Annotated in this window: 9 protein-coding genes and 1 pseudogene; all 10 read right to left on the reverse strand. The window is 42.9% G+C overall.

From position 1 onward, the window contains the following. Positions 1-74 precede the first annotated feature (74 nt). Positions 75-7,421, reverse strand: a complete 7,347-nt coding sequence (locus tag PGU50_RS00685) for a DEAD/DEAH box helicase family protein (protein WP_270245957.1) — start codon at positions 7,419-7,421, stop codon at positions 75-77. A 68-nt stretch (positions 7,422-7,489) separates the two neighbouring features. After that, positions 7,490-8,578, reverse strand: a complete 1,089-nt coding sequence (locus tag PGU50_RS00690; protein WP_270245958.1) for a DUF5688 family protein — start codon at positions 8,576-8,578, stop codon at positions 7,490-7,492. 6 nt (positions 8,579-8,584) lie between these two features. Next, complete coding sequence (locus PGU50_RS00695; protein ID WP_005344203.1) at positions 8,585-8,725, reverse strand: hypothetical protein; 141 nt, start codon at positions 8,723-8,725, stop codon at positions 8,585-8,587. Positions 8,726-8,806: 81 nt separating this feature from the next. Beyond that, positions 8,807-15,136: a SpaA isopeptide-forming pilin-related protein gene (locus PGU50_RS00700; RefSeq protein ID WP_270245959.1), complete on the reverse strand. Its 6,330-nt coding sequence runs from the start codon at positions 15,134-15,136 to the stop codon at positions 8,807-8,809. Between the two features lie 68 nt (positions 15,137-15,204). Then, positions 15,205-17,277, reverse strand: a complete 2,073-nt coding sequence (locus tag PGU50_RS00705) for a DNA topoisomerase 3 (protein WP_270245960.1) — start codon at positions 17,275-17,277, stop codon at positions 15,205-15,207. After that, on the reverse strand, positions 17,278-18,708 hold the full coding sequence (locus tag PGU50_RS00710) for a CD1107 family mobile element protein (RefSeq protein ID WP_330672423.1): 1,431 nt from the start codon (positions 18,706-18,708) through the stop codon (positions 17,278-17,280). Then, a complete protein-coding gene (locus PGU50_RS00715; RefSeq protein WP_008688068.1) occupies positions 18,662-18,964 on the reverse strand; it encodes a DUF4315 family protein in 303 nt (100 codons plus the stop codon). The genes PGU50_RS00710 and PGU50_RS00715 overlap by 47 nt, the downstream gene beginning before the upstream one ends. 42 nt (positions 18,965-19,006) lie before the next feature. Continuing rightward, a complete protein-coding gene (locus tag PGU50_RS00720; RefSeq protein ID WP_270245989.1) occupies positions 19,007-21,808 on the reverse strand; it encodes a CD1108 family mobile element protein in 2,802 nt (933 codons plus the stop codon). 18 nt (positions 21,809-21,826) lie between these two features. Then, positions 21,827-21,937 carry a hypothetical protein gene (locus tag PGU50_RS00725; RefSeq protein ID WP_008688066.1) on the reverse strand — a complete coding sequence of 37 codons (111 nt, stop codon included), beginning with the start codon at positions 21,935-21,937 and terminating at the stop codon, positions 21,827-21,829. 16 nt (positions 21,938-21,953) lie between these two features. After that, positions 21,954-22,238, reverse strand: a pseudogene (locus PGU50_RS00730) (hypothetical protein); the annotation flags it as partial. Between the last annotated feature and the right edge of the window lie 97 nt (positions 22,239-22,335).

The raw sequence follows: 22,335 nt of genomic DNA on the forward strand, positions 1-22,335 counted from the left end.
TCCTCCTGTGTTCTAAAAAATGGCATAACCGGCAGAACCTTCTTCTACCAAATTATGCCATCTTTCCTGTTTACTTATTCCAAACCGAAGTCCCGTTTTCTGGTTTCCTTGCCAGTTTCACTTTCCCGTTGACTCTTTTCTTTATAAATCTGCAGTTTTTCATGGATAGAACCTCGTGCTGGTCTTTCTTCTTTCTCTTTTGATTCCGACTGCTCTGTTTCTGTATCTTCCCGTTCATCCATATTGAGAAGTGCATTTAATTCTGACAGCCGCTCCAGTTTTTGGCTCAGTTCCTCTTCTTTTGGAAATGGCTTCCCGACTTCCTCTTTGGCATTTGTCATCTGCTCCTGAACCGTTTCCAGCCGTTGCTCTGCTTCTGCCAGTTTCTCCGGATAGCTTTCCAAAAGATTATTGATACGAGTGATATTTCCCAGGGCATCTGCCCCCAACCGAACTTTAGCTACCGATTCATGCTTTACAGACAGGATAAACTCTTTGCTCCAGCTGTCGAATTGGATTCTCATGTTGAATCCCTGATAGCTTCCAATGTCCATAGCTGCATCTACAGACTTAATGTCTTTGCAGACCGCCAGAAGTGCCGCACCTGCCTCTTTCTTTTCTGTGAACACTTTTCCACTGATTTCCATAGAAAACTGCTCTGGATCTGTGATTTTACGCTCGGAAAAGTGTGCGATGTCTGCCTTGTAGCTGTCAATGATCTCTGTCAGTTTTGCAATCTGTTGCGGAAAATTCCTTGCAATATCATCTTCCAGTCGGTATTGGTTATTCATGTGGCTCGCTTTTAAAAGCTTTAATTTCGCCACATCCACATCCAATGCCATCTTCTCTTTTACTGCCGGATTTCCGGTTGCAAGGGCTTTGACCTCCGCATAGGAAAGTGCCGCTTCATCCACATCCTCGCAGCTTCGGACAGGTGCTTTGCTGGTCATGATCTGGGAAATAAACTTCTGCTTGTTTTCGATCAACTGCCACATGTAGCTGTCAAATGTGGATTCAGTTACATACCGGAAGATATGAACCTTTTTATTATGGTTTCCCTGACGGATAATACGTCCTTCCCTCTGTTCCAAGTCAGATGGTTTCCAACCAATATCCAGATGATGCAGGGCAATCAAACGATCCTGCACATTGGTTCCTGCACCCATCTTTGCTGTTGAGCCAATCAAAAAACGAACCTGTCCGGATTTCACTTTCCCAAACAGCTCCGTCTTCTTTGTTTCTGTATTTGCATCATGAATAAACGCAATCTCTTTTTCCGGCACTCCTTTTTCCATCAGCTTCCGTTTCAGGTCATCGTAGACATTAAAACTGCCATCGCCTTTTGGTGTGCTCAAATCACAGAAAATCAACTGTGCGGATTTCTGTGCTGCTGTATCTTTCCAGATTTCATAGCTTTTCTCTGCACAGACTGCTATTTTACTTTCCGGATTATCCGGCAATAGTTCATTCACTAAACGCTGATCCAGTGCTAACTTCCTTCCATCATTGGTAATTTTCAGCATATTATCAACCGAGGCATCTACCCCGCCGTTTCTGACAACTTCTGCACGTTCTCCCAGACTTTCTACGATTTCTTTCTGTTGTTCCGTTGGTTTCAGCACCACTGTTTCATATTCCGCTTCCGGCACAGGAAGCTTTAACTGATCGGAAGTCTTGATATCTGCAATCTCCTTGAACATATTCATCAGTTCCGGAATATTATAAAACCGTGCGAATCTGGACTTTGCACGATAACCTGTTCCTTCCGGCGCAAGTTCGATACTCGTGACAACTTCTCCAAAAGTGGAAGCCCAGGAATCAAACAATCCAAGTCCCATATTTTGTAATTTGCTGTTCTGCAGATACCGCTGCATAACATATAATTCCGTCATGCTGTTGCTGATTGGTGTGCCTGTAGCAAAAGTAATGCCTTTTCCTCCGGTAATCTCGTCCAGATACTGACATTTATTGAACATATCTGCGGACTTCTGTGCTTCGTTCTGTGCAATCCCGGCTACATTTCTCATTTTTGTATAAAGAAACGCATTTTTATAGCTGTGTGCTTCATCTACATACAAATGATCCACGCCCAGTTCTTCAAACGTAACTACCTGATCTTTCTTCTCTTTCTGATTCAGTTTTTCCAGCCTTGTCTGCAGTGTCTTTCTGGTCTTTTCAATCTGTTTGACGGTATAACGCCCGCCGTCCTGTTCATACCTTGCACTCTGGATTGCCATTTCCAGATCATCAATCTGCTTCCGTAACATAGCTTTCTGTCTCTCATCAGAGATTGGAATACGCTCAAACTGGGAATGTCCAATGATAATGGCATCATAATTCCCCATAGCAATTCTAGCACAGAATTTTTTTCGGTTTGCTGGTTCAAAATCTTTCTTGGTTGCAACCAGGATATTGGCTCCCGGATATAACTGTAGGAATTCTGCACCCCACTGCTCCGTCAAATGGTTTGGCACGACAAAGAGGTTTTTCTGAGATAATCCCAGGCGTTTGCTCTCCATTGCCGCCGCTACCATTTCGTAGGTCTTTCCAGCTCCTACTACATGAGCAAGAAGCACATTCTCTCCATAAAGCTGATGTGCGACAGCGTTTTTCTGATGTGGGCGAAGTTCAATTTCCGGATTCATTCCTGGGAAAGTCAAATGACTGCCATCGTATTCACGGGGACGGATGCTGTTAAATCGTTCATTGTACACTTTTACCAGCCTCTCTCGTCTCTGCTGGTCTTTAAAAATCCAGTCCTTAAATGCTGCTTTCATGGCATCCTGCTTCTGTGATGCCAGCATGGTTTCTTTCTTATTAAGGACACGGATCTCATCACCATTTTCATTGACACTCTTATCATAGATGCGTACATCTTTCAGGTTCAGGGTATCTTCCAGAATCTTATAGGCATTTGCTCTCTCAGTTCCATACGTTGCATAGGCAAACGCATTTTGGGGACTGTCGGCATTCTTTCCTGTAATCCTCCACTCACCATTTACCTCAGAGAATTTCACCTGTATTTCTTTCTGAAGCAGATACCATGGTGTATGCAATGTTTCTTGCATAAAATCCTGATAATCCGAAGGTTCAATCCAGGTAGCTCCAATACGCACTTCAATCTCCGATGCTTCCAGATCTCTCGGCTGAACTGCCTCTAGTGCACGCACATTCGATGTGAATTCCGGATGATTCTCTGCAAAAGTTCTCGCAGTATTTAATTTATCCCTAACATTTCCGGAGAGATATTCATCTCCGCTTTCCCACTGGTCTGTCAGTGGATTTTTGAAGATAACTCCAACCAGCTCTTCTGTAATTTTCTCTTCGGTCTTTCCGGTCAGCTGTGCCATATATGGGAGATCTACTTTAGCCCTTTCATTTAAAGACAGAGCAAGTGCTTCTGTGGCTGTCTCCACACTTGTCACAGCAACCGCCTTTTTGATGGTTCGTTTGGTGAACATGTCCGCTTTCCGCTTCAATGTTCCATCTTCATTCAAGTCTTCCAGGGAACACAGCAGACAATAAGAAGAGTCATCAGAAAATGCCCGTTTATTAGCATTACTTCCAATAACTCCATACTTTGCTGTGTAGGTATCATACACCTGATTCAGTTTTTCCTGCTGTTTTTGGATTTCTTCGTCTGTGACAAATTCTTCCATCTGCATGGCGATCAGCTCACGAACGGTATCACGGATTGCAACCATGCCTTTTACACGTTCTACAGTGGTTGCAGGCATTTTCACCTGATTCATCAAAGAGTTGACACGATAATATACCTGATCATCTACCACCGTATAGCTGTAATTTCTAACATTCGGATCAGCCGGAATACTCTCTGGCATCTCATCCAGTTCTGTTTCCACATCTACTGCCGGTACCATGCTTCCCTTAATTTGTTTCACAGCTTCTTGTAACTGTAATTCCAAATCAGCTCCTTCCATTGGAGCACATGTTGTTTCCATACCATACGGACCGGACACTTCTTTCATCTCACCCAGAATCATTTCCGGATGCTGAACAAAATACTGATTGACCGTAATTCCATTGACATCACTATCCAGATTTATCCATTCCGGCATTTCTTTCGTAAGGCTTTCCCTCTTTTGGAAAAACAAGATATCAGCACTGACTTCTGTTCCCGCATTTGCCTTAAAAGCTGTGTTCGGCAGTCGGATTGCTCCCAACAGATCTGCCCGCTCTGCCAGATATTTCCGGACTTCCGGTGACGCCTTATCCATAGTTCCCTTTGTTGTGATCAGTGCCGCCACACCACCTGGACGTAACTGATCTATCGTCTTGGCGAGAAAGTAATCATGGATCATGAAATTGTAGCGATCATACTGACGGTCATTGACCTTGTATGCACCAAATGGCACATTTCCAATCGCCACATCAAAAAAATCATTAGGATAATCTGTCTTCTCAAAACCTTTGATCTGAATATTGGCATCTGGATAGAGTAGCTTTGCAATTCTACCACTGATACTATCCAGTTCCACACCATAGAGTTTGGACTGGTTTAGGTTCTCCGGAAGCATCCCAAAGAAGTTACCAACTCCCATAGATGGCTCCAGGATATTTCCTTTTGTAAATCCCAGATTCTCCAACGTCTGATACATACTGTCAATCACAATCGGCTGTGTATAATGAGCATTTAAGGTGGAAGCTCTGGCTGCAGCATATTCCTCTGGTGTAAGAACAGTCTTTAATTCCAGATATTCTGTCTCCCATGCGGCTTTTGTCTCATCAAATGCATCTGCAAGACCTCCCCAGCCAACGTACCTGGATAAGATTTCCTGTTCCTCTAGTGTAGCATTACGGTTCTCATCCTCACATTTCTTTAACAGCTGGATAGCCATAATATTGGCTCGAAATTTCTCCTTCGGTGTTCCCTGTCCAAGCTCATCATCCGTGATATGAAAATTTCCTGCCGAAACCATTTCTTCTAGCTGCTGTATTGGAGACTCCGTTTCTGCTTCCGATTCATTGAATACTGTTTCCTCTAATGATTCTGTGGTATCTTCCTGTTCCTGCACTTCATGGACTGGTTCTTCCTGCGGACTTTCCAAATCATTTTCTGAGTTAAGAGCCTGCTGTGCTTCTTCCAGATCAGCCAGACGTTGTGCTTCCTGTCTTTCCTCATACTTTTCCATTTCTTCCGGTGACAGGTAATCATCACTACGAACCAGCTGACGAACACGCTCTGCAACTTTGTTCCATTTCAATAAAACCGTCACATCCGGATTTCCGATTTTCCCTTTACTCAATCGCAAGCCTTTCGCATCGTGAGACGCATCCGACTGATAGGCTCCAATGATTCCCGGTGAGGAACCACCTGTCCCATATTCATTTTTCAGGAAATCCGCAGCTTCTTTTGTATCATGATGTTCCATGAAATATTCATAAATACGGTTACGACCACCAGCCGTAATGCCGCCTTTTCTTAATACTGCGTCAATCTCATCCTGTGTGATAAAAGAAAGTTCCGGGCGTTCTACCTGCTGTTTCTGATCCCGCCAGGACATATCCCGCTGCAGGTCACGGAAACGGCTAAAAAATTTTGGATTGTTCTGAATTTCCCATTGATGATATTCCCCTGGATTTTCATCCATGTCTTTCTGCAGATATTCAAACCGCTCATAGATTTCCTGAATAGCTTCCGGTTCAAGCAAGCAATCTAGGATTATTTCCTGCCATTCCTGATAAGACAATCGCTCGTCTGGATTTCTGTTAGTATCCCGAAAATGCAATGCTAATTGAATACTTGTTCCTTCCCGTTCTTTTTCGATAGCATTATTGGAAATGCTGTTAGAAACATAATTCCCCTCCTCATACATATCCCGAATGCGGTCAGCTGCTTCCTCCCATGTAACCATACGGTCAAAATTACGTCTGGCGGAATCTCCACGGCGGATACGGATACCATCGCAGTCATACCAGATACTGATTTTCTGTCCACGGATGGTAAAACCTTTTCCACCCGTACCATACTCACTGATCAGAAATTTTCGCATTTCTTCATGATCTAATCCTTCAATCAGTTTTGCTGTAATATGAAAAAGCGTATTATTGCCTCCACTTCCGGTACGAAGAATATCATTTACAATATCATCTGAAATCAAAAAAGCGGCTGGCTGTGTAAGTGCAGCTGCCGCTTTCCTTATTTCCCCTAACTGTTCCTCTTCTGTTGGGAACAGGCTTAACTGTAAATAATCTCCTGAATCACCAGTTCCTCTGCCTGTGCCTTGATCTGGTTCATGTGTCTGGTCCACGCCATTGTGTCTGCCATCTTGTCCGGTGCCGGATCTTTCTCCAGAAGTTCGTTCATCAGGTTGTCTATTCTCTGTCTTGCCTGACTGTCGATCTCCATCAGATGACTGTCCAGACGGTTCTGCAGTGTGAGAATGTTGAACCTTGCTACCTTGTGATTTCTCAGATACTCTTTCCTCATCATTCCATATTTCCCGATCATTCCTCTCGTCTCTTCCAGGCTGATATCTGGAATCTGATACTCTCCGTTCTGGCTGTAAGTGATCTCTCTCATTGACAATTTCCTCCTTATTTTCATCTTTATTGCTAACATTCTTTTTGATGCTTTCACGAATTAACGTGTTAAACTCATTATAAGCCACTTCTTTTTCTTTTGCAACCGTTTTCAGGTCATTTTCCAGATCATTCAATACATACCGTCCAATCTGCATCAGGACTGGTCTGCTGATCTCGTTGACTGCACTTCCCAGATGTCCTAATATTTTCAGCTGATTGAAGTCCGTTATATGCCGAAAATCCTCTGCATCCAGATACTCCTGTACATCCAGTCCACACCGGTTTAGTAATACATACCAGACACTATTGGTCATCAGTTCCCGGAATTCTACTTCCTGATTCTGTTCGTCCAGTTCTTCCAAAAATGTCCCTGTCACATCCAGTCTCAGTTCTTCCAATGCATCTGGAAGCCATTCCTGCATACTCTCCTTCGTTGCCTGATGCAGACTTTCAGCAAGTCCTCCTTCTGTATCTTCCAGTGATAACTGCTCCTGCAGATAATCTGCCACCAGATGTTCTCCTTTTACTGGAAGATTCCATAACTGAGGATCCTTTCCAAGATTCCGCACTTTATAAGTGTCCTGCACATCAAATACATACCGAAGTTTTGTTTTCGGTCCGGAAGTATTGTCAATCAAGGCAATCCCCTTGGATCCCTTTTTGATCCAACGGTACATCTTCTGATTCCAGATTTCCATGGATGCTACGGCAGTTGCTTCCGGTCGCTGTGCATAAATTAAAAGCTGTTCTGGAAAAGTATACTTATACAGTCTGGATGCCGTGTTTAGGAACCGCATCCATTCCTGCGGACTGGCAGCTACATCTTTTGCCACCTCTTCCGTCAGCTGTTCCATTGCATATAATTTATTTGCCATGTGCTACTCCTTTTCATAAAATCAGGGACTGCTTAGTACAGTCCCCTTAAAATCATCGTTGTTTCTCTTTATAATGCTGCGGCAAGATCTTTTGACTTATTCTTTGGCACTTTGTCTGCCTCTTTTGCCTTGATCTCTGCTTTAGCTTTCTCCAGTTTTCCATGGATTCCACCTTTTACTTCCGCTTTTTCAGCTGCTTTTTCCTTCTCCAGACGAGCTTCCCTGCGCTCAGCATTTTCCATTACTGCGGTCTTTTTGTCACAGAACTGAACCTTATCAGAAAGCTGTTCCTGTCTTTCCACCTGTGTCTCATTGACTTCTTTTACCATGGCATTTAATTCTGGTACTTCAAGCATCCCATTATCCGGAAGAATCAGCACCTCATGAATTGAAGATGAAAGAACAAAATAATCACTGCCAAGACACTCGCCAATCTGCTTACGAATATCTTCCTGCAATAACAGTGAAGCACCATTCATTTTTTGTGTATTTGTCAGACAGAACATTGGATTTTCGATTGCTTCAATATCCAGTTTTTCATGCAGAAGATTTTCCGGCTCTCCACCGAAAATCATAGATTTTACCATTTCATTCATGTCCATCAGAACAACACCACGATTCTGGTCTGCCGCCATTGCGTCTGTCTGAATCTGTTCGGCAGATACTCCCCATTCATTCATCAGCGAAATAGTTACCGGAATACTGCCGATTCCATTTTCATTTTCTTTCAAATTTACTGCATAATAAGCATCGAAATCTCCGTGTTCTGTAACCACTTTATCTGCCAGGCGTTCTTCATTCCATTCTCGGTCACAGATTCTCACCTGCAATTTATCCTTCATTTTCTCATAATCGAAAATATCTGGTACTCCCATGTCAATAAATTCTGCTTTATCCTGTGCCTCAATACGCATATCGGCTACATCACCCACACAGGAATCGGCATCTTTTCCATTTACATATTTCTGATAAAGAGAATCCAGATATACCGTTGGCACTGTTCTCTGGTTCCCTTTTGGAATGGTAATTCCTGTCAGCTTTAACCCATTATTCTTAACTACTTCCTGCAGTTTAATTTCTGCGTCCTTGTACGACTCTGGCAGATACTCCTTTACATTGTCTTTGACATATTCATAAAATTCTTTTCTGTTCATCATACGCTTTTACCCCTTTCTGATCATGTGATGATTCATTCTCTTTCTGCTGACCATCTGCTCGGCTTTCTTCTGATAAGCCATCATTCTCTTTAAAGTTTTCTCCTGGTTTTTTCGTGCTTCCTGTCTTTTTTCCATTGCTTTCATCATAGTTTTCTGTTCCTTTCTGTGATTTTTTGTATGAAAAAGGGAGCCTCACATAGAAGCTCCCAATCATAACGGTTGGTTTCCTTATTTGCTTTTCCTTTTTCTGATGATATAAAGTCCTGCCATACCTCCTGTAGAGATTACCAGAAGCAGAATCGGCAGCCAGATATTCGTGCTGTCACCTGTTTTCGGTGCGTTTGATACCTTCGTCTCTTCATGGGACTGTGGCGTATCCGGTGTGTTCGGTGTTTCCGGAACTTCCGGTTTCTCATTTGTCAGATTGAAAGTGACTTCCACGACCGGCGTACTGTCATCTGCATAAGCAAATGTCACTTCATACTTGGTCTGATCCAGGGTGTATCCATCCAGTGTCTTTGTTTCCACCAGATAATACTTGATAGCGGTATCATATTTGCCGTTCTTAAATGTGGCAATCTCATACAGCCTACTTTCTGCATGACCGGCAGCATCTGTCTTTAAGGTTTCCAGAACTTTTCCTTTGCTGTCACGGAGTTCAAATTCTACCCCTTTCAGCGGTTCTCCTGATGACTTATCTGTCTTATTAAGAATCACTTTTCCCTTGGCAGTATCATCTTTCATAGTCACTTTCTGAACTTCTCCAGTATCTTTCACCTCAAATGTTACATCAGCAGTCAGAAGATATCCTTTCGGTGCCTGCTCTTCACGTAAGGTATATTTACCGATTGGCAGTTTTTCGATATAGTGTGCTTCCTCTGTGGAAGTCCAGCTCTCTACTACCTGATCATCCTTATCGAGAATCGTCAGTTTTGCACCTGGAATCTCAGTTTCTCCTGTGATATCCGTCTTACTGATCTCTACTTTTGTCACATCATCTTTCATCTCATGCTTTTGAATCTCTGCTGTATTCTCCACTGTAAAGGTAATACTTTCTGCAGTGACATATCCATCTGCCGGTTTTGTCTCTGCCATGGTGTATTCCTTACCAACAACCAGTTCTTTGATCACATGGGATTCTTCCGTAGAAGTCCATTCATCTACTGTATTACCATTTGAATCCGTCACTTTCAGGTGTGCACCTGGAAGTTCTTTACCTGTTGTCAGGTCTGTTTTGGTCAACTCCACTATGGTTGGCTGATTTTCAAAAGTAAAATCGTAGCTTACTTCTGTCTGGTCTTCTCCGGCATATTCAAAGGTAAACTCCTGTACTTCTTCTGTTGTAACAAATCCGTCCGGCGCAAAGATTTCTTTCACATAGTATTTTCCGTCTACCGGAAGATCTGCCGTAAAAGTAATCTGTCCTTTTTCATCCGTTACTCGCTGCTCGATCAGACTGTCCTTCTCAAGGAGTACCTCACCCTTTGCATTTTTGATATCTTCCCTGGTATAAAGACCGAAGACACCACCTGCAAGGACACGTTCTGTATCTTTTTCTTTCTTCAGAACCGTAACCTTTACTTTCTGACGGACATTCTGCCATTTCTCATCATAAGTAATGACTGGTGTGTCCTGATCACGGTAAGAAAGGTCAACATATCTTGGCTCTCCATCCAGCACATAACCATGGGCTGTTTTTACTTCCTTCACATAGTATTTGCCTGCCGGAAGATCTCCCATCTGTGCAATACCATTGGAATCTGTAGTAATGGTTCCCACTTTTTCATCTGCTTTGAAATAATCTTCGCTGACACCATCTGCCGCTTTGATATCTTCCGCAGCAAATACATCGAAAGTCACATCTGCAAGGCTTCCGGTTACATACTCAAAAAGATGCTCCACGCTACCTTTTACATAATCCAGAAGTGTCACCTTATCCAAAAACTCTCCATTTTTGTTGATGATCAGAAGTCCTGTCGGTACTTCATCTTTCATCTCTACTTTCTGAATCTCTGCGGTATCTTCCAGCGTGAACTTCACATCCGTTGCTTTCAGATAACCATAAGGTGCCATTTCCTCACGAAGGGTGTATTCCTCACCAACTGTCAGTCGTTTGATCACATGTGGCTGATCTTTTACAGACGTCCACTGATCCACAACATTTCCTTCTTTGTCAAGAACGGTAAGTTTTGCCCCCTCCAGTTCCACACCTGTTGTTACATCAGATTTTGTGATTTCTACTGTTGTCGGCTGGTTCTTTTTCACTGTTTTCATTTTTACTGTCTTCACATCCTGTCCCTGGTAAGAAGCATCCAGATTCAGAACTTCATCAGAGGATACAAATCCCGCCGGTGCTTTTAACTCTTTCACACAATACTGTCCAAGTGGCAGATCCAGCGTACATGCTGCAAGACCATCATTATCAGAGGTCATTTCCTGTAAAAGTGTATCTGCTTTCACAATCACTTTTCCATCTGCCTTGATATCCTCTTTGTTATAGATACCAAAGACAGCCCCTGCTACGGTTGCACCATTTTCTGCATCCTGTTTTTCTACCTTGATTGCAACTTTCTGTCGGTCATCGCCAACAGTCACTTCCTGTTCAATCACAGGTGTATCCTGATCGGCATAGACAAATGCGACTTCTGATCTATCATGGTTTAGAACGAATCCTTCCGGTGCAGTCTTTTCTACCACATAGTAAGAACCAAGTGGCAGGTTATCAACAACTGCTTTTCCGTCTTCCCCAGTCGTTACCGTTGTTACCAGTGCATCTTTTGCATGGATCAGCTGTCTGTTTCCGTTTTCATCTTTCTGATAATCCGGTGTATAGATATTTTCAGCTGCATAGACATTAAATGATGCACCTTTCAGATACCTTTCTTCATAAACAAAATCCTTTTTGAATCCGGTCAGCATCTCACCTTTTTTATAGATCGTCAGTTTTCCTTTTACCGGATGGTTCTCGTAATCTACCGTAATAATGGCATCTCCGCTCTCAGAATCCATCTGGTATGCTGTGTTTGCATCCACCGCAATCTCTACATAGTTCTTGTTGATTGTGTACCCTTCCGGTGCGTTGACTTCCTCAATCCGGTAATGTCCGATCTTCAGATTCTTCGGCATGATCAGATATCCCTGGCTATCCGTAAAATAGGACTTGTGAGTGGTTGTCACTGGGTAAGTTGTTACCTGTTCCACATACTTTTTGTTGTCCAGGTCATATACCTTAAATTCTGTTCCTGCAATCAATACGGATTTCTTTGTTTCATCGTCTTTTTTCACAATTTTCAGTTTTGCCTTAAACTCTTCATCCAGAAGCACTCGCCAGATCTGCGGCTCATTTGGATGATGCTCTGTGATATTTACTTCAAAATCATCGACTGGCTTGTAATTATGCGGTGTTGTAGTTTCACGCACGATATAGCTTCCAAATGGTAATGGAATACTGCAGGCATACCCTTTTTCATCTGTGAAAATCTCAGTTGCTCCATTCTCTCCGCTCACTACTGGTTTGGCAGAATCAAAATCATAGCTTCCATCTGCTTTCTTTGTAAGGGAAGATTTCAGATAAACTGTAAATCCAGCTCCGGATAACAGATCTGCATCTGTCTTTCCATTGTTGGCTGCTTTGATGATCTGGAATGGCTGCTTGATGACCTGCTCACTGGAAGTGCACTCTCTTTTTACTTCTGCTGTCATATCTCCTTCATAACTGCACACAAGATCATGCTCTTCTGTATCTGCCAGGTATCCGGTCGGCGGTGTAATCTCTTTGACATAATATTTGCCAAGATATAAGCCATTTACAGAAGCCTGTCCTTTGTCATCTGTTGTAAGAGAAGCTACCTGCTCTCCTGCTTTATAAATAGTTCCGGTTGCTCCGTCCGGATGCACAATATCTTCACGGGCATACAGTCCATAAACTGCACCTTTCAGTGTGGCATCTCCCTGCGGTACTGCTTTTCCTGTCTCTTTATCCACCTTATAAAGATTGATCTTTGCTGTCACACGGTCATTGCTGAAGGTATGGGCAAAAGATACGGTTGCTTCTTTATCATTGGTGTAAGAAAACTTGAACGTATACACATCTTCTGTATTTCTTACATAACCTTCCGGTGCCTGATCTTCCTTTACAGAATAGGAATATCCAATCGGAAGATCTGCTGTGAATTTTGCAGTTCCATCTACGCCAGTAGTTGCTTTCTCAATCAGCGTTCTTTTTTTCACAACAACGGTTCCGTCTGCATTTCTGATATCATCGGATGCATACAGAGCAAAAATACCGTCTTTCAGTGGTTTCCTGGTGTCTTTATCCTGTTTTACTACAGAAACAGCTGCTTTCTGTCTCTCGTTGTTAAAAGTCACATCTGCAAATACAACTTCTTTATTCTGTCCGGCATAAGTCAGAGTCACTGACTTTTCTTCATTGCCGTTATAGAAATTGTCTGGTGCTTTTGCTTCTTTTACCACATAGGTTCCAAGATGCAGGTTCTTCAGTGTAACAGAACCATTCTCTCCGGTAGTCAGGTTCTCTTTTACCAGATCACCTTTGCTGTACACTTTTGTGCCATAAGCAGTAACGATATCCGCTCCGGCATACACGTTATAAACAGCATTTTTCTGTCTACGGTTTTCATACTGAAATACAGTTCCGCTCTCACTGACCTCTGCTCCTGTCAGAACCTGTCCTTCTTTATAAATGGTAAGTTCTGCCAGCTGTTCCTTGTTTTCCACGGTCACAGCCGAGATCTTACTTGCTACCAGTTTTACATTTGTTGCCGTTGCATTTACTACATATCCCTGTGGTGCTGTGATTTCTTTCAGATAAACGGTATCCTGTGTCTTGATGATCGTAACAGAGGATTTTCCATTCTTATCTGTTGCCGGCATCTGAGTGATCAGCTTTGTACAAGCTTCATCGCTGTAAACACCGAATACTGCACCTGCAAGATTAACATCCACTGTATCGTCTTTCTTTACGATTTCAATCGTAGCCTGCTCAATCCAGGACACTTTGAAATCAATATATTTTTCATCTGTCACACCTTCACCAAATACCAGAGCAAGATCCTGCGTATCAGATCCGGTGGTGATTTTATAAGCAGAGTAATCTTTTGTAATACTTCCCTTCATTGTAGAAGACCAGCTCTGTGCCACGTCACTCACCTGTGTCAGTGGTGCAGAAAGATAAAATTTTGTTTCTCCGCAAATCTCTACACTTGCACCGGCTTTACTTGTTGTGCCTGTACTCAGATTATGAAGTTTCACACCAGACGGAAGCTTCATTGTAATTGTCTGTAGCTTATCTGCTTTGAATGTAATATCTTTAGTTCTCTGTGAATTGCCATCCACATAAGCTTTTACATCTGCATCAGAAAATGACATTGCTACATCCGGTATTTCCGGCTGTGAAACACAATAATTATACAATTTCATTGCTAAATTCTTGGCTGTACTATTCGCTCCGGAAAAAGCATCGCCACTTCCATTAGCATACGAAGCCGCCAGATGGACAAGAATGAATTTTGCTCCAGCACTAAGATTTCCATAACCATTCTCTTCTGTAAAAAATCCTTCATCTCCTGCTGCCTTGGTTCCGTAATAACATACCTTAGCTAATGTTTTTCCATCTCCGACTTTACTAATGGTATAATTACCTGTTCCTGGTCCCGGTTTTGATGGCTGTACACAGTAAGCAGTCGCAGATACATTTCCAAACTGAACCGTATACTGATAGGTCAGATAAGAACCATAACCATAATCTGCATAACGATACAGTGTTCCTCTGGTAACAGATACTTTCTGTACACTTCTTGCACTTGTCTTTGCCATAAAAGTGACTGTTTCACCAGCTCCCATGGCATATAAATCAATTCCTTCTTCTTCCGCCTGCTCCATTGCATCCGATACTGTAAGACCTGTTTCCGGATCTGTTGTATTTTCAGTATCTTCTTCCATGTCCGGTAATAGTTCGCTTGCCTGAGAATCAAATTCTTCTATCTCACTTTCCGTCACTTTTTCTGTTGGAAGCAATTCCGAGTCTGCTTCTGAATCCTCCGCTTCCTCTGTCTGCTGTTCACTGCCAGCTGTTTTGGATTCGGTCATTGCTTCACCTCCTGCCGCCTCTGTCTGTACTTCTGTTTCTTTCTCACGCACAATCAGTTTTCGGCTGATCTGGTACTTCGGATGCTCCTGATTTACCGGTTCCACATAATAGACCGCTTTGTAAGTGTCCACATGATCTGTCGTAAAATCCTCATTCTTGTCATTCTTTGCTTCCTCAAATGTGACTTTGACCTTGTTATCATCCTTGATTTCCAGTCCCGTGTAATCTGATTTCACATCAAATACACTGCCTGTTTCAATTTCATAATCTTTGGCAGTCACCACCTCATCTTCATCCAGAAGGTCTTTCACTTCCTCATAAAGTGGAGGTTTTTCCTCTGGCTGGATCTCCGCTGCATATGCAGTCATCGGAGATAACACTGTACTAAGCATTGTCATGCCTGCCAGCAAGCCAGATACTACTTTTCTAAAATTACCTTTTTTCTTCATGCTAAGGTCCTCTCTTTCATATATTTGTATTAAAACAGACAGTCCTTAGACTGCCTGCAATACACTACTTATCGTTGCGGGAAACTCAGATTGAACTGCACATTTCCCTCGCCGGGATCAACCATTTCCACAGTTGCTTCATACTGTCTCCCTGTTTTTCTGGATACCAGATCCTTATAATGGATTTTTCCTTTAGACAGGAACTTCTTTGCTGCCGCCTTATCCATCTTTTTCCCCTGGCTTGCAAGGAATTTATCATTCTTCCACAAGGTAAAAGCACAGTTCCGGTCAGAACAGTAAAAGTTAACTTTTCCTTCCCTGACATCAGCTCCACAACGGGGACATTTACCAATGACTTCTCCTTTTGCTTTTCCCTGAAACTGCTCTTTCTTTTCTTCTGAAATCCCCTGATATCTGGCTACCAGTTCCTGCATCAGCTCTGTAATCCCATTTAGAAATTCATCTGCTGTTTCTGTATTCTGGGCAATGTGATTCAATGCCATTTCCCACTCTGCTGTCATCTTCGGAGATTTAATCTCATCCGGCAGAACCGTAATCAGTACATTTCCATCATCTGTCGGAATCAGATTTTTCTTTTCCCTTTTCACAAAGCCAGACTGAATCAGTTTTTCAATGATTGCTGCCCTTGTTGCCGGTGTGCCAAGTCCTTTCTTTTCTGTATCTTCGGTCAGCTCTTCATTCCCTGCACGTTCCATCGCAGAAAGCAGGGTATCTTCTGTGTACTGTTTCGGAGGCTGTGTAAAATGCTCCGATACAAAAGAATCACAGGGACCGTAATGCTTGCCTTCCCAGATATCCAACTCCGGCTCTTCTTTTTCACTCTTTACGCCAAAGAACTGTTTCCATTTATTTTCGATCGACTTGAATCCTTCCTGCTTTGTTTTCTTTGCTGAGAGATAAAACGTATGATAATTACAGGTAATCTGGCATTTATGGCTTTCATAAATATAAGGATCTGCGGTTGCTGTCAGTACCCTGGCACTGATCAGATACAAAATCTTGCAGTTTTGTTCTTTCAGTTTACCTATATCTGCCTTTGCTACTTCCACGGTCGGGATAATTGCATGGTGATCAGATACTTTCTTTGAATTTAATACCTTACTCACGTCCGGCTGATATTCCAGCCCTTCGGCATAGGGCATTTTCCCAAGTAACATCTGAATCAGAGTTTCTGTGCTTTCTCCCATCTCATCTGTCAGATACTGGCTGTCTGTTCTCGGATAAGTAACAAGCTTCTGCTCATACATCTCCTGCACAGCATCCAATGTCTGCTGTGCGGTATAGCCAAACATTCTGTTAGCTTCCCTCTGCAGGGTGGTCAGATCATAGAGTTTTGGAGGGCGGACCGTTTTCTCTTTCACATCATCCTTCTCCACTTCGCACATACGCTCCTGACACTCTGCAGCCACTTTATCTGCATCTTCTTTTTTCTGAAAATGCTCTGTGACCGCATCCATATCGTCAAACTTGATATGAGCCATATAATATTTTTCTTTGGTAAATTCGTTGATCTTCTGATTTCGATCCACAATCATGGCAAGTGTTGGTGTCTGTACTCTTCCAACTTTCAGATTCTGGTTATACAGAACGGAAAAAAGACGGCTCGCATTGATTCCAACCAACCAGTCTGCCTTTGCCCTGCAAAGTGCTGACTGGTAGAGACTGTCATAACACGAACCGTCTTTTAATGACGCAAATCCATCTTTAATTGCCTGTTCTTCCATAGATGAGATCCAGAGCCGCTTCATCGGCTTTTTGCATCCTGCCTGCTCATACACCAAACGAAAGATTAACTCACCTTCACGTCCTGCATCAGTAGCACAGATCACCTCATCTACTTTGGAATCTCTCATCAGTTTCTTTAAGATTCCGAACTGCTTCTTTGTGCCCTCCAAAATCTTGTGTTTCCAACATTCCGGCACAATCGGCAGATCCTCATATCTCCATTTTTTATATTTTTCATCGTATTCCGATGCATCGCATAATCCCACCAGATGTCCTACGCACCAGGAAACGATATAACCGTTTCCCTCCACGTAGCCATCTTTTCTTGTTCTGGCTCCAAGCACGGAAGCCAGTGCCATCGCAACCGATGGCTTTTCTGCAATCACTAATTTCATTTACTCCTGCTCCTCTTCTTCATCTTCCAGCACATTATCGTCAAAATCTTCATCTCTCAGGATTTCCGGTTCTGTACTTTCTTCCTGCTCATCTGCATCGTCTACTTCCCGTTTTTCTGACTCTGAATCTTCGGATTCATCTTCATCCTCTTCCATCTCATCCTCGTCATCATATTCATGCTTTGGTTTATAGACTTTGAAGTAATATCCTCCTGCCGCAGCTCCGACTGCAACCAGTGCAATCAAAAGATACGTTCCAAATGGACTTTTATCTTCAGGCATCTGAATATCATCCTCTACCTTATCTTTCTCGGCTGACTCTGTCGTTTCCGGCTTTTCTTCCTCTGCTTTTTTCTCTGGTTCCGCATAAACCGTATCTACTTCCGGAAGTGTCACCGAATCAGAAAGTGTAAAGTTCATCAGATCTTTTTCACTGACTTCTGTAAGAAAATACACATTATCCTGAGATTTTGAATTGTCAATAATCAGATAGAAAATCTTACCACTCTTAGTTGAAATGGTATAAAACTCTTTTGTACCTTCCGTAGCTGTTTTAGTAACAGAATCTGCTGTTTCGCCTTCTTTATTAAGCTGTTCCTCAATACCTGTTACTGTCCGATCATCCACGGTTCCTTTTGCATCTGTTGGCTCAGAAGCCTGTGCATCCTGCGGAAGTGGTGAAGTCGTTGATTTCTCAGTCCCCGTTGCATCTGCACTGGTCGTAGTTGCCATTGCACCATTACTGTCACTGGAAGTTTTCTGTTTCTCTGCCTGCTTCTTTGCCCATTCATAGTAAGGATTCTGCAACACATACTTTTCAGAAGTATTTCCAGCACCGTCTGTTACCGTAATCTCAATCTGTTTTGTAGTAAAATCTTTCTGTGTCAATTGCACTCTCAGCATTCCATCCTTCAAGTCTGTATAAGTGGTGCCATTGACTGTTACCGCAGTAATCCCGGATACTGTATCATTCCCCTGGATCGTCAGCACACCATCTGTCAGGGAAGCAGAGAGTGTCGGCTTTTCCGTGTCATAACACTTAATAGAGCGATTCTGCTCATAGACCTTCCCCTCACCATCTGTCACACGTACATACACTGTCTGATTTCCAGTGATCGTGATACTTCCACTTCCGGTTACATCCTGCCAGCTTCCATCTTTTCCTGCTTTTGCTTCAATCTTTGCTATTGAGAAACCTTCCGGCATATGGCTGGCATCTACCGTAACAGCAATGGTTGTTTCTCCCTGTTTCCAGCCATCCGGCTTCTCAATCGTGATTGCAGGTGTGGTATTCTCATCTGCATAAGCAGTCTGTGTCTGGAGCAAAGGTGTTGTCAGGCAAAGAAATGTCGTTGCTGCAAGCAAGCTCTTTTTTACCCTGCTTTTAGTAATTGTTCTCTTCTTCTGTTTCATTTTTTCCAGATTCATCATCGGCTTTTGTTTCCTCCTTCTGTATTTCTACCCTGCCGGGCAGTTCATTTTTCATTCTCTTTTTGAAAGCTTCCAATTCCGGAATACTCATATCCATTGCACGGATAATTCTTACAATTTCCAGATTCTCTGCTTCTGTTTTTGCAATCTCCGCAGCCTTGAAACGCTTTAAGTCTGCTTCATATCTGGCTTTGGATGCTTCCATTTTTTCCTTGGCTTTCTCATAATCTGCCGTTGCTTTTTCAAGACTTTTCATCGCTTTTCCTTTCCGGACGGCTGATGCAGCCGCCCTTTTTTCTTACCATCGTCCAAATCCATAGAAATGGCTCTGCCAGTATGGGGAATTGATGGACGTATACTGCACCGGATGTCCACAATGGATCATCTGACCATTGCCTACATAGATTCCAATATGCGTTACCGGCTCCCCTGCGTCATAAGTTCCAGTAAAGAAAATCAAATCTCCCGGCTGTGCCTCCGACTGGGATACTGGTGTACAAATGTTGTACAGTCCCTGTGCTGTCAGCCTTCCAGTATTTCTTACCCCGGAATGAACCAGACAGTAACTGACAAATCCGGAACAATCAAATCCACTTGGGGAATATCCACCCCACACATACGGTGTTCCCAGATATCTCGCTGCTTCGTTCAACAAACGCTGTGCTGCTTCACTGGTGTATTCATTGCCACCAAAAATAGAACCTTCTCCTGTTTCCAGATAAAAGATCGGATTCAACCGTTCTCCATTTTTTAACAGTTCAATATGAAGATGGCTTCCTGTCGAATTTCCGGTGTTTCCTACCAGACCAATTTCAGCTCCTTTGGTAACAGATGCTCCTGCAGATACGCTCCGGCTGCTAAGGTGTGCATAGCGAAGCTCATAACCTTTGCTGTCTTTGATAATGACGTAATTTCCATAGCTGTCGTTATAAGCAGAAGTTGTAACTGTTCCGGTCAGCCCTGCCATTACTTTTGTCCCTTCCGGTGCTCCGATATCCATCCCATTATGAAGCTGATTTGCTCCTGAAATTGGATGAATCCGATATCCATAATAGCTTGTCACACTGGAATACCAGTTAAAATCAACCGGTGTCGCAAACATCTGTAGATTACCTTTCGTTTCGTTATAGGCACTGAACAGTTCTTTCTGGAAAAATCCCAGCCTTTCCTGACAGATCGACATCAGATTTCCACTGTTTAAGGTAACATTCAGCACATCTACATCTCTTGTCCTGGTCACTTCCACTTCCTGGCTTCCATTATCATCTGCCAGATAACATTCCCAGGTCTTATGACCATGTGCGGATGCTGCCGCATGACTGTCATAATACACATCAAACTGTACACCGTATCTTGCGAAAGCTCCGGTATCTTCTACCGTATATTCGACACCATTCATGACCACCTTTGTTCCCATTGGAACAAACGGATTGGAAGCATCTACTGCTAAGGTATGATTGGCTGTTGGATATGCTCCACTGGCAGTCGGTCCTCCGCTCCAAATACCACAACAGATTGGGCAGTTACAATACCCACTGGTAACTACCTGTCCCAAAGATTCTCCAACTCTTACAGTTGCTGTCTCTGTCACAGTCTCATTGACTGCTTCTGTTTCTAACTGATACTGCAATGCAAAAAGAGCATCCAGTTCCGGCTTGACCTGTTCAAAGGTAAACTCTTCATACTTTGCTGACAGATAACTGATCAGGATAAACGGATCATGCTCAATGGGTCCGATGTTATATCGGTATTCCTCATGTCCCGGTTCTTCAGATTCCATGTTGTTGATCCGCTCCTGCAGATTAGCTTCCAGCTGTGTATAATACAATTCTGCTTCCCGGATTGCCTGATCCGATGACAGATAACTAGTTCCCGTGTAAGTGATCACATTTTGTAAAAACACCGCAGAGCATGACGTGACATTCGTTATGATCAGAAACATCAATCCGATCAGAACTGCTACACTGATATACACCTTCCGGTTTTCTTTAAAGAAGTTTGTAACTTTGCCGCCAATCTTCTTGATATAATCAATCGTACCTTTTGCAGCTGTTCCTACTGTCTGTTCACTTCGTTTTGCTTTGGCATAATCCCGTTTGATCTGTTGCTTCTGAATCTGTTTTTTTAGTTTCTTTTGCTCCTGACGGGCTGCAGCCTGTGTCTGTTTCTCTTTCTGTCTCTCCAGTCTGCTTCTCTTTCTGGAAGCCCTCTGTTTCCTGCGTCTGACACTTCTCTGTTCCAGCCGGTAAATACCTTCGCCGCCTTCTTCCAACTTATGGGCACCTTCCACTGCCGCATTGTTGTCTTCATTTTTACTGATCTCACGATGCAATGCTGCGGAAGTCGCACTTCCTGCTTTCTTAACAACAGAAGTTTTTTCTGTTTTCACAGATTCCCCTTCGCCAAACTTCAAGCGGGATTTCTTCTTTCCAGGAGCTTCTCCATCATTTACCTGGTAGACCTGTGCCTTCTTGGAATGCTGCTTTGCTTCCTTCTTCTTTTTGGCTTCCTCATAAGAAAACTTTTTGGCTTTTTCCTTTTGTTTCTGATGTCGAAAATTGACTCCATCCGCATCCATCTGGTTCAATTTCTCCATATCTTTATCATTTTTCACAGAAGCACCAGTTTCCTCATAAGCAAACTTCAAACGCTGTTTTTGTTTTGGCTTTTTGCTGCCACCGGTCTGATTTTTCCGGCTGTCTCCTCTGTTTTCTGATAGATCAGCACGTTTTTCTTTCAGTCTCCCTGACTGTCCGGCTTCGGATTTTTCTGCAAGTCTGGATTCTTTTCCGACTTCAGCACGGATTCTTTTTCTATTTTGCTGTTTACTACTCTGTCCAAAATCCTCACTTTGCTTCTCTGTCCGTATCAGTTCCGGTGCATCTCTGGATTTTTGCACAGAGGGACGAATATTTTTCCCACTCCGTTCAGACTGGCGGGGAGACTTATCCACAAGGTTTTCTTCTTTTTCCCCCTGTTTTCTTCCCATCTGTACGTCACCGACACGGTTACTAACACGAACAGAAGATTTATCTGTCAGGTTTTCTTCCACCAGACCATCCTTGGTCATCTTCTGGATTTTCTTGTCCCTGACTTTCATTCTCTGTTCTGCCACTACTTACTCCTCCTTCTTCGGATACCCTTTCCCTGCCTGTAATAAACAGAGAAAAGCGATGCCAAAAACAGCACCGCCACTAAAAGTTAATACATATGAAATTGCTCGTAACATTGTTTTCTCCTTTGTTTTAACCTGCTTCAGAAGTCTCCTCCAAGCGGGTTGTCATGATTTTATAGAGGGAATTCTTCGGGAATCTGTCTACAAATGGGATAATGACATTTCCATAAAACAGAAGTCCTTCACCCTCATTACTGTTGGTTACATAGGACAGCTGGGTTGGTGAGATATTCAGCTGTTTTGCCAGAATCTGCCTGTCTCCGGAAGCCTGGTTGAGCATATAAATGAAATCAGAGTTTTCAAAAATATTCTCGATTTCCCTGGAAGCCAATAAATCTTTGATATTCTGTGTTATCTGATTGTTATTATCAGGCGGCTTTTTATCCACCTCTCTGGGGCTTTCGCCCATTTTCATCAGCGTGTCATTTCACGCTCAGCATAGCATATCTTTT

It is taken from the genome of Coprococcus sp. AM11-30B, from assembly GCF_027674365.1.
GTDB classification, from domain to species: domain Bacteria; phylum Bacillota; class Clostridia; order Lachnospirales; family Lachnospiraceae; genus Allocoprococcus; species Allocoprococcus comes.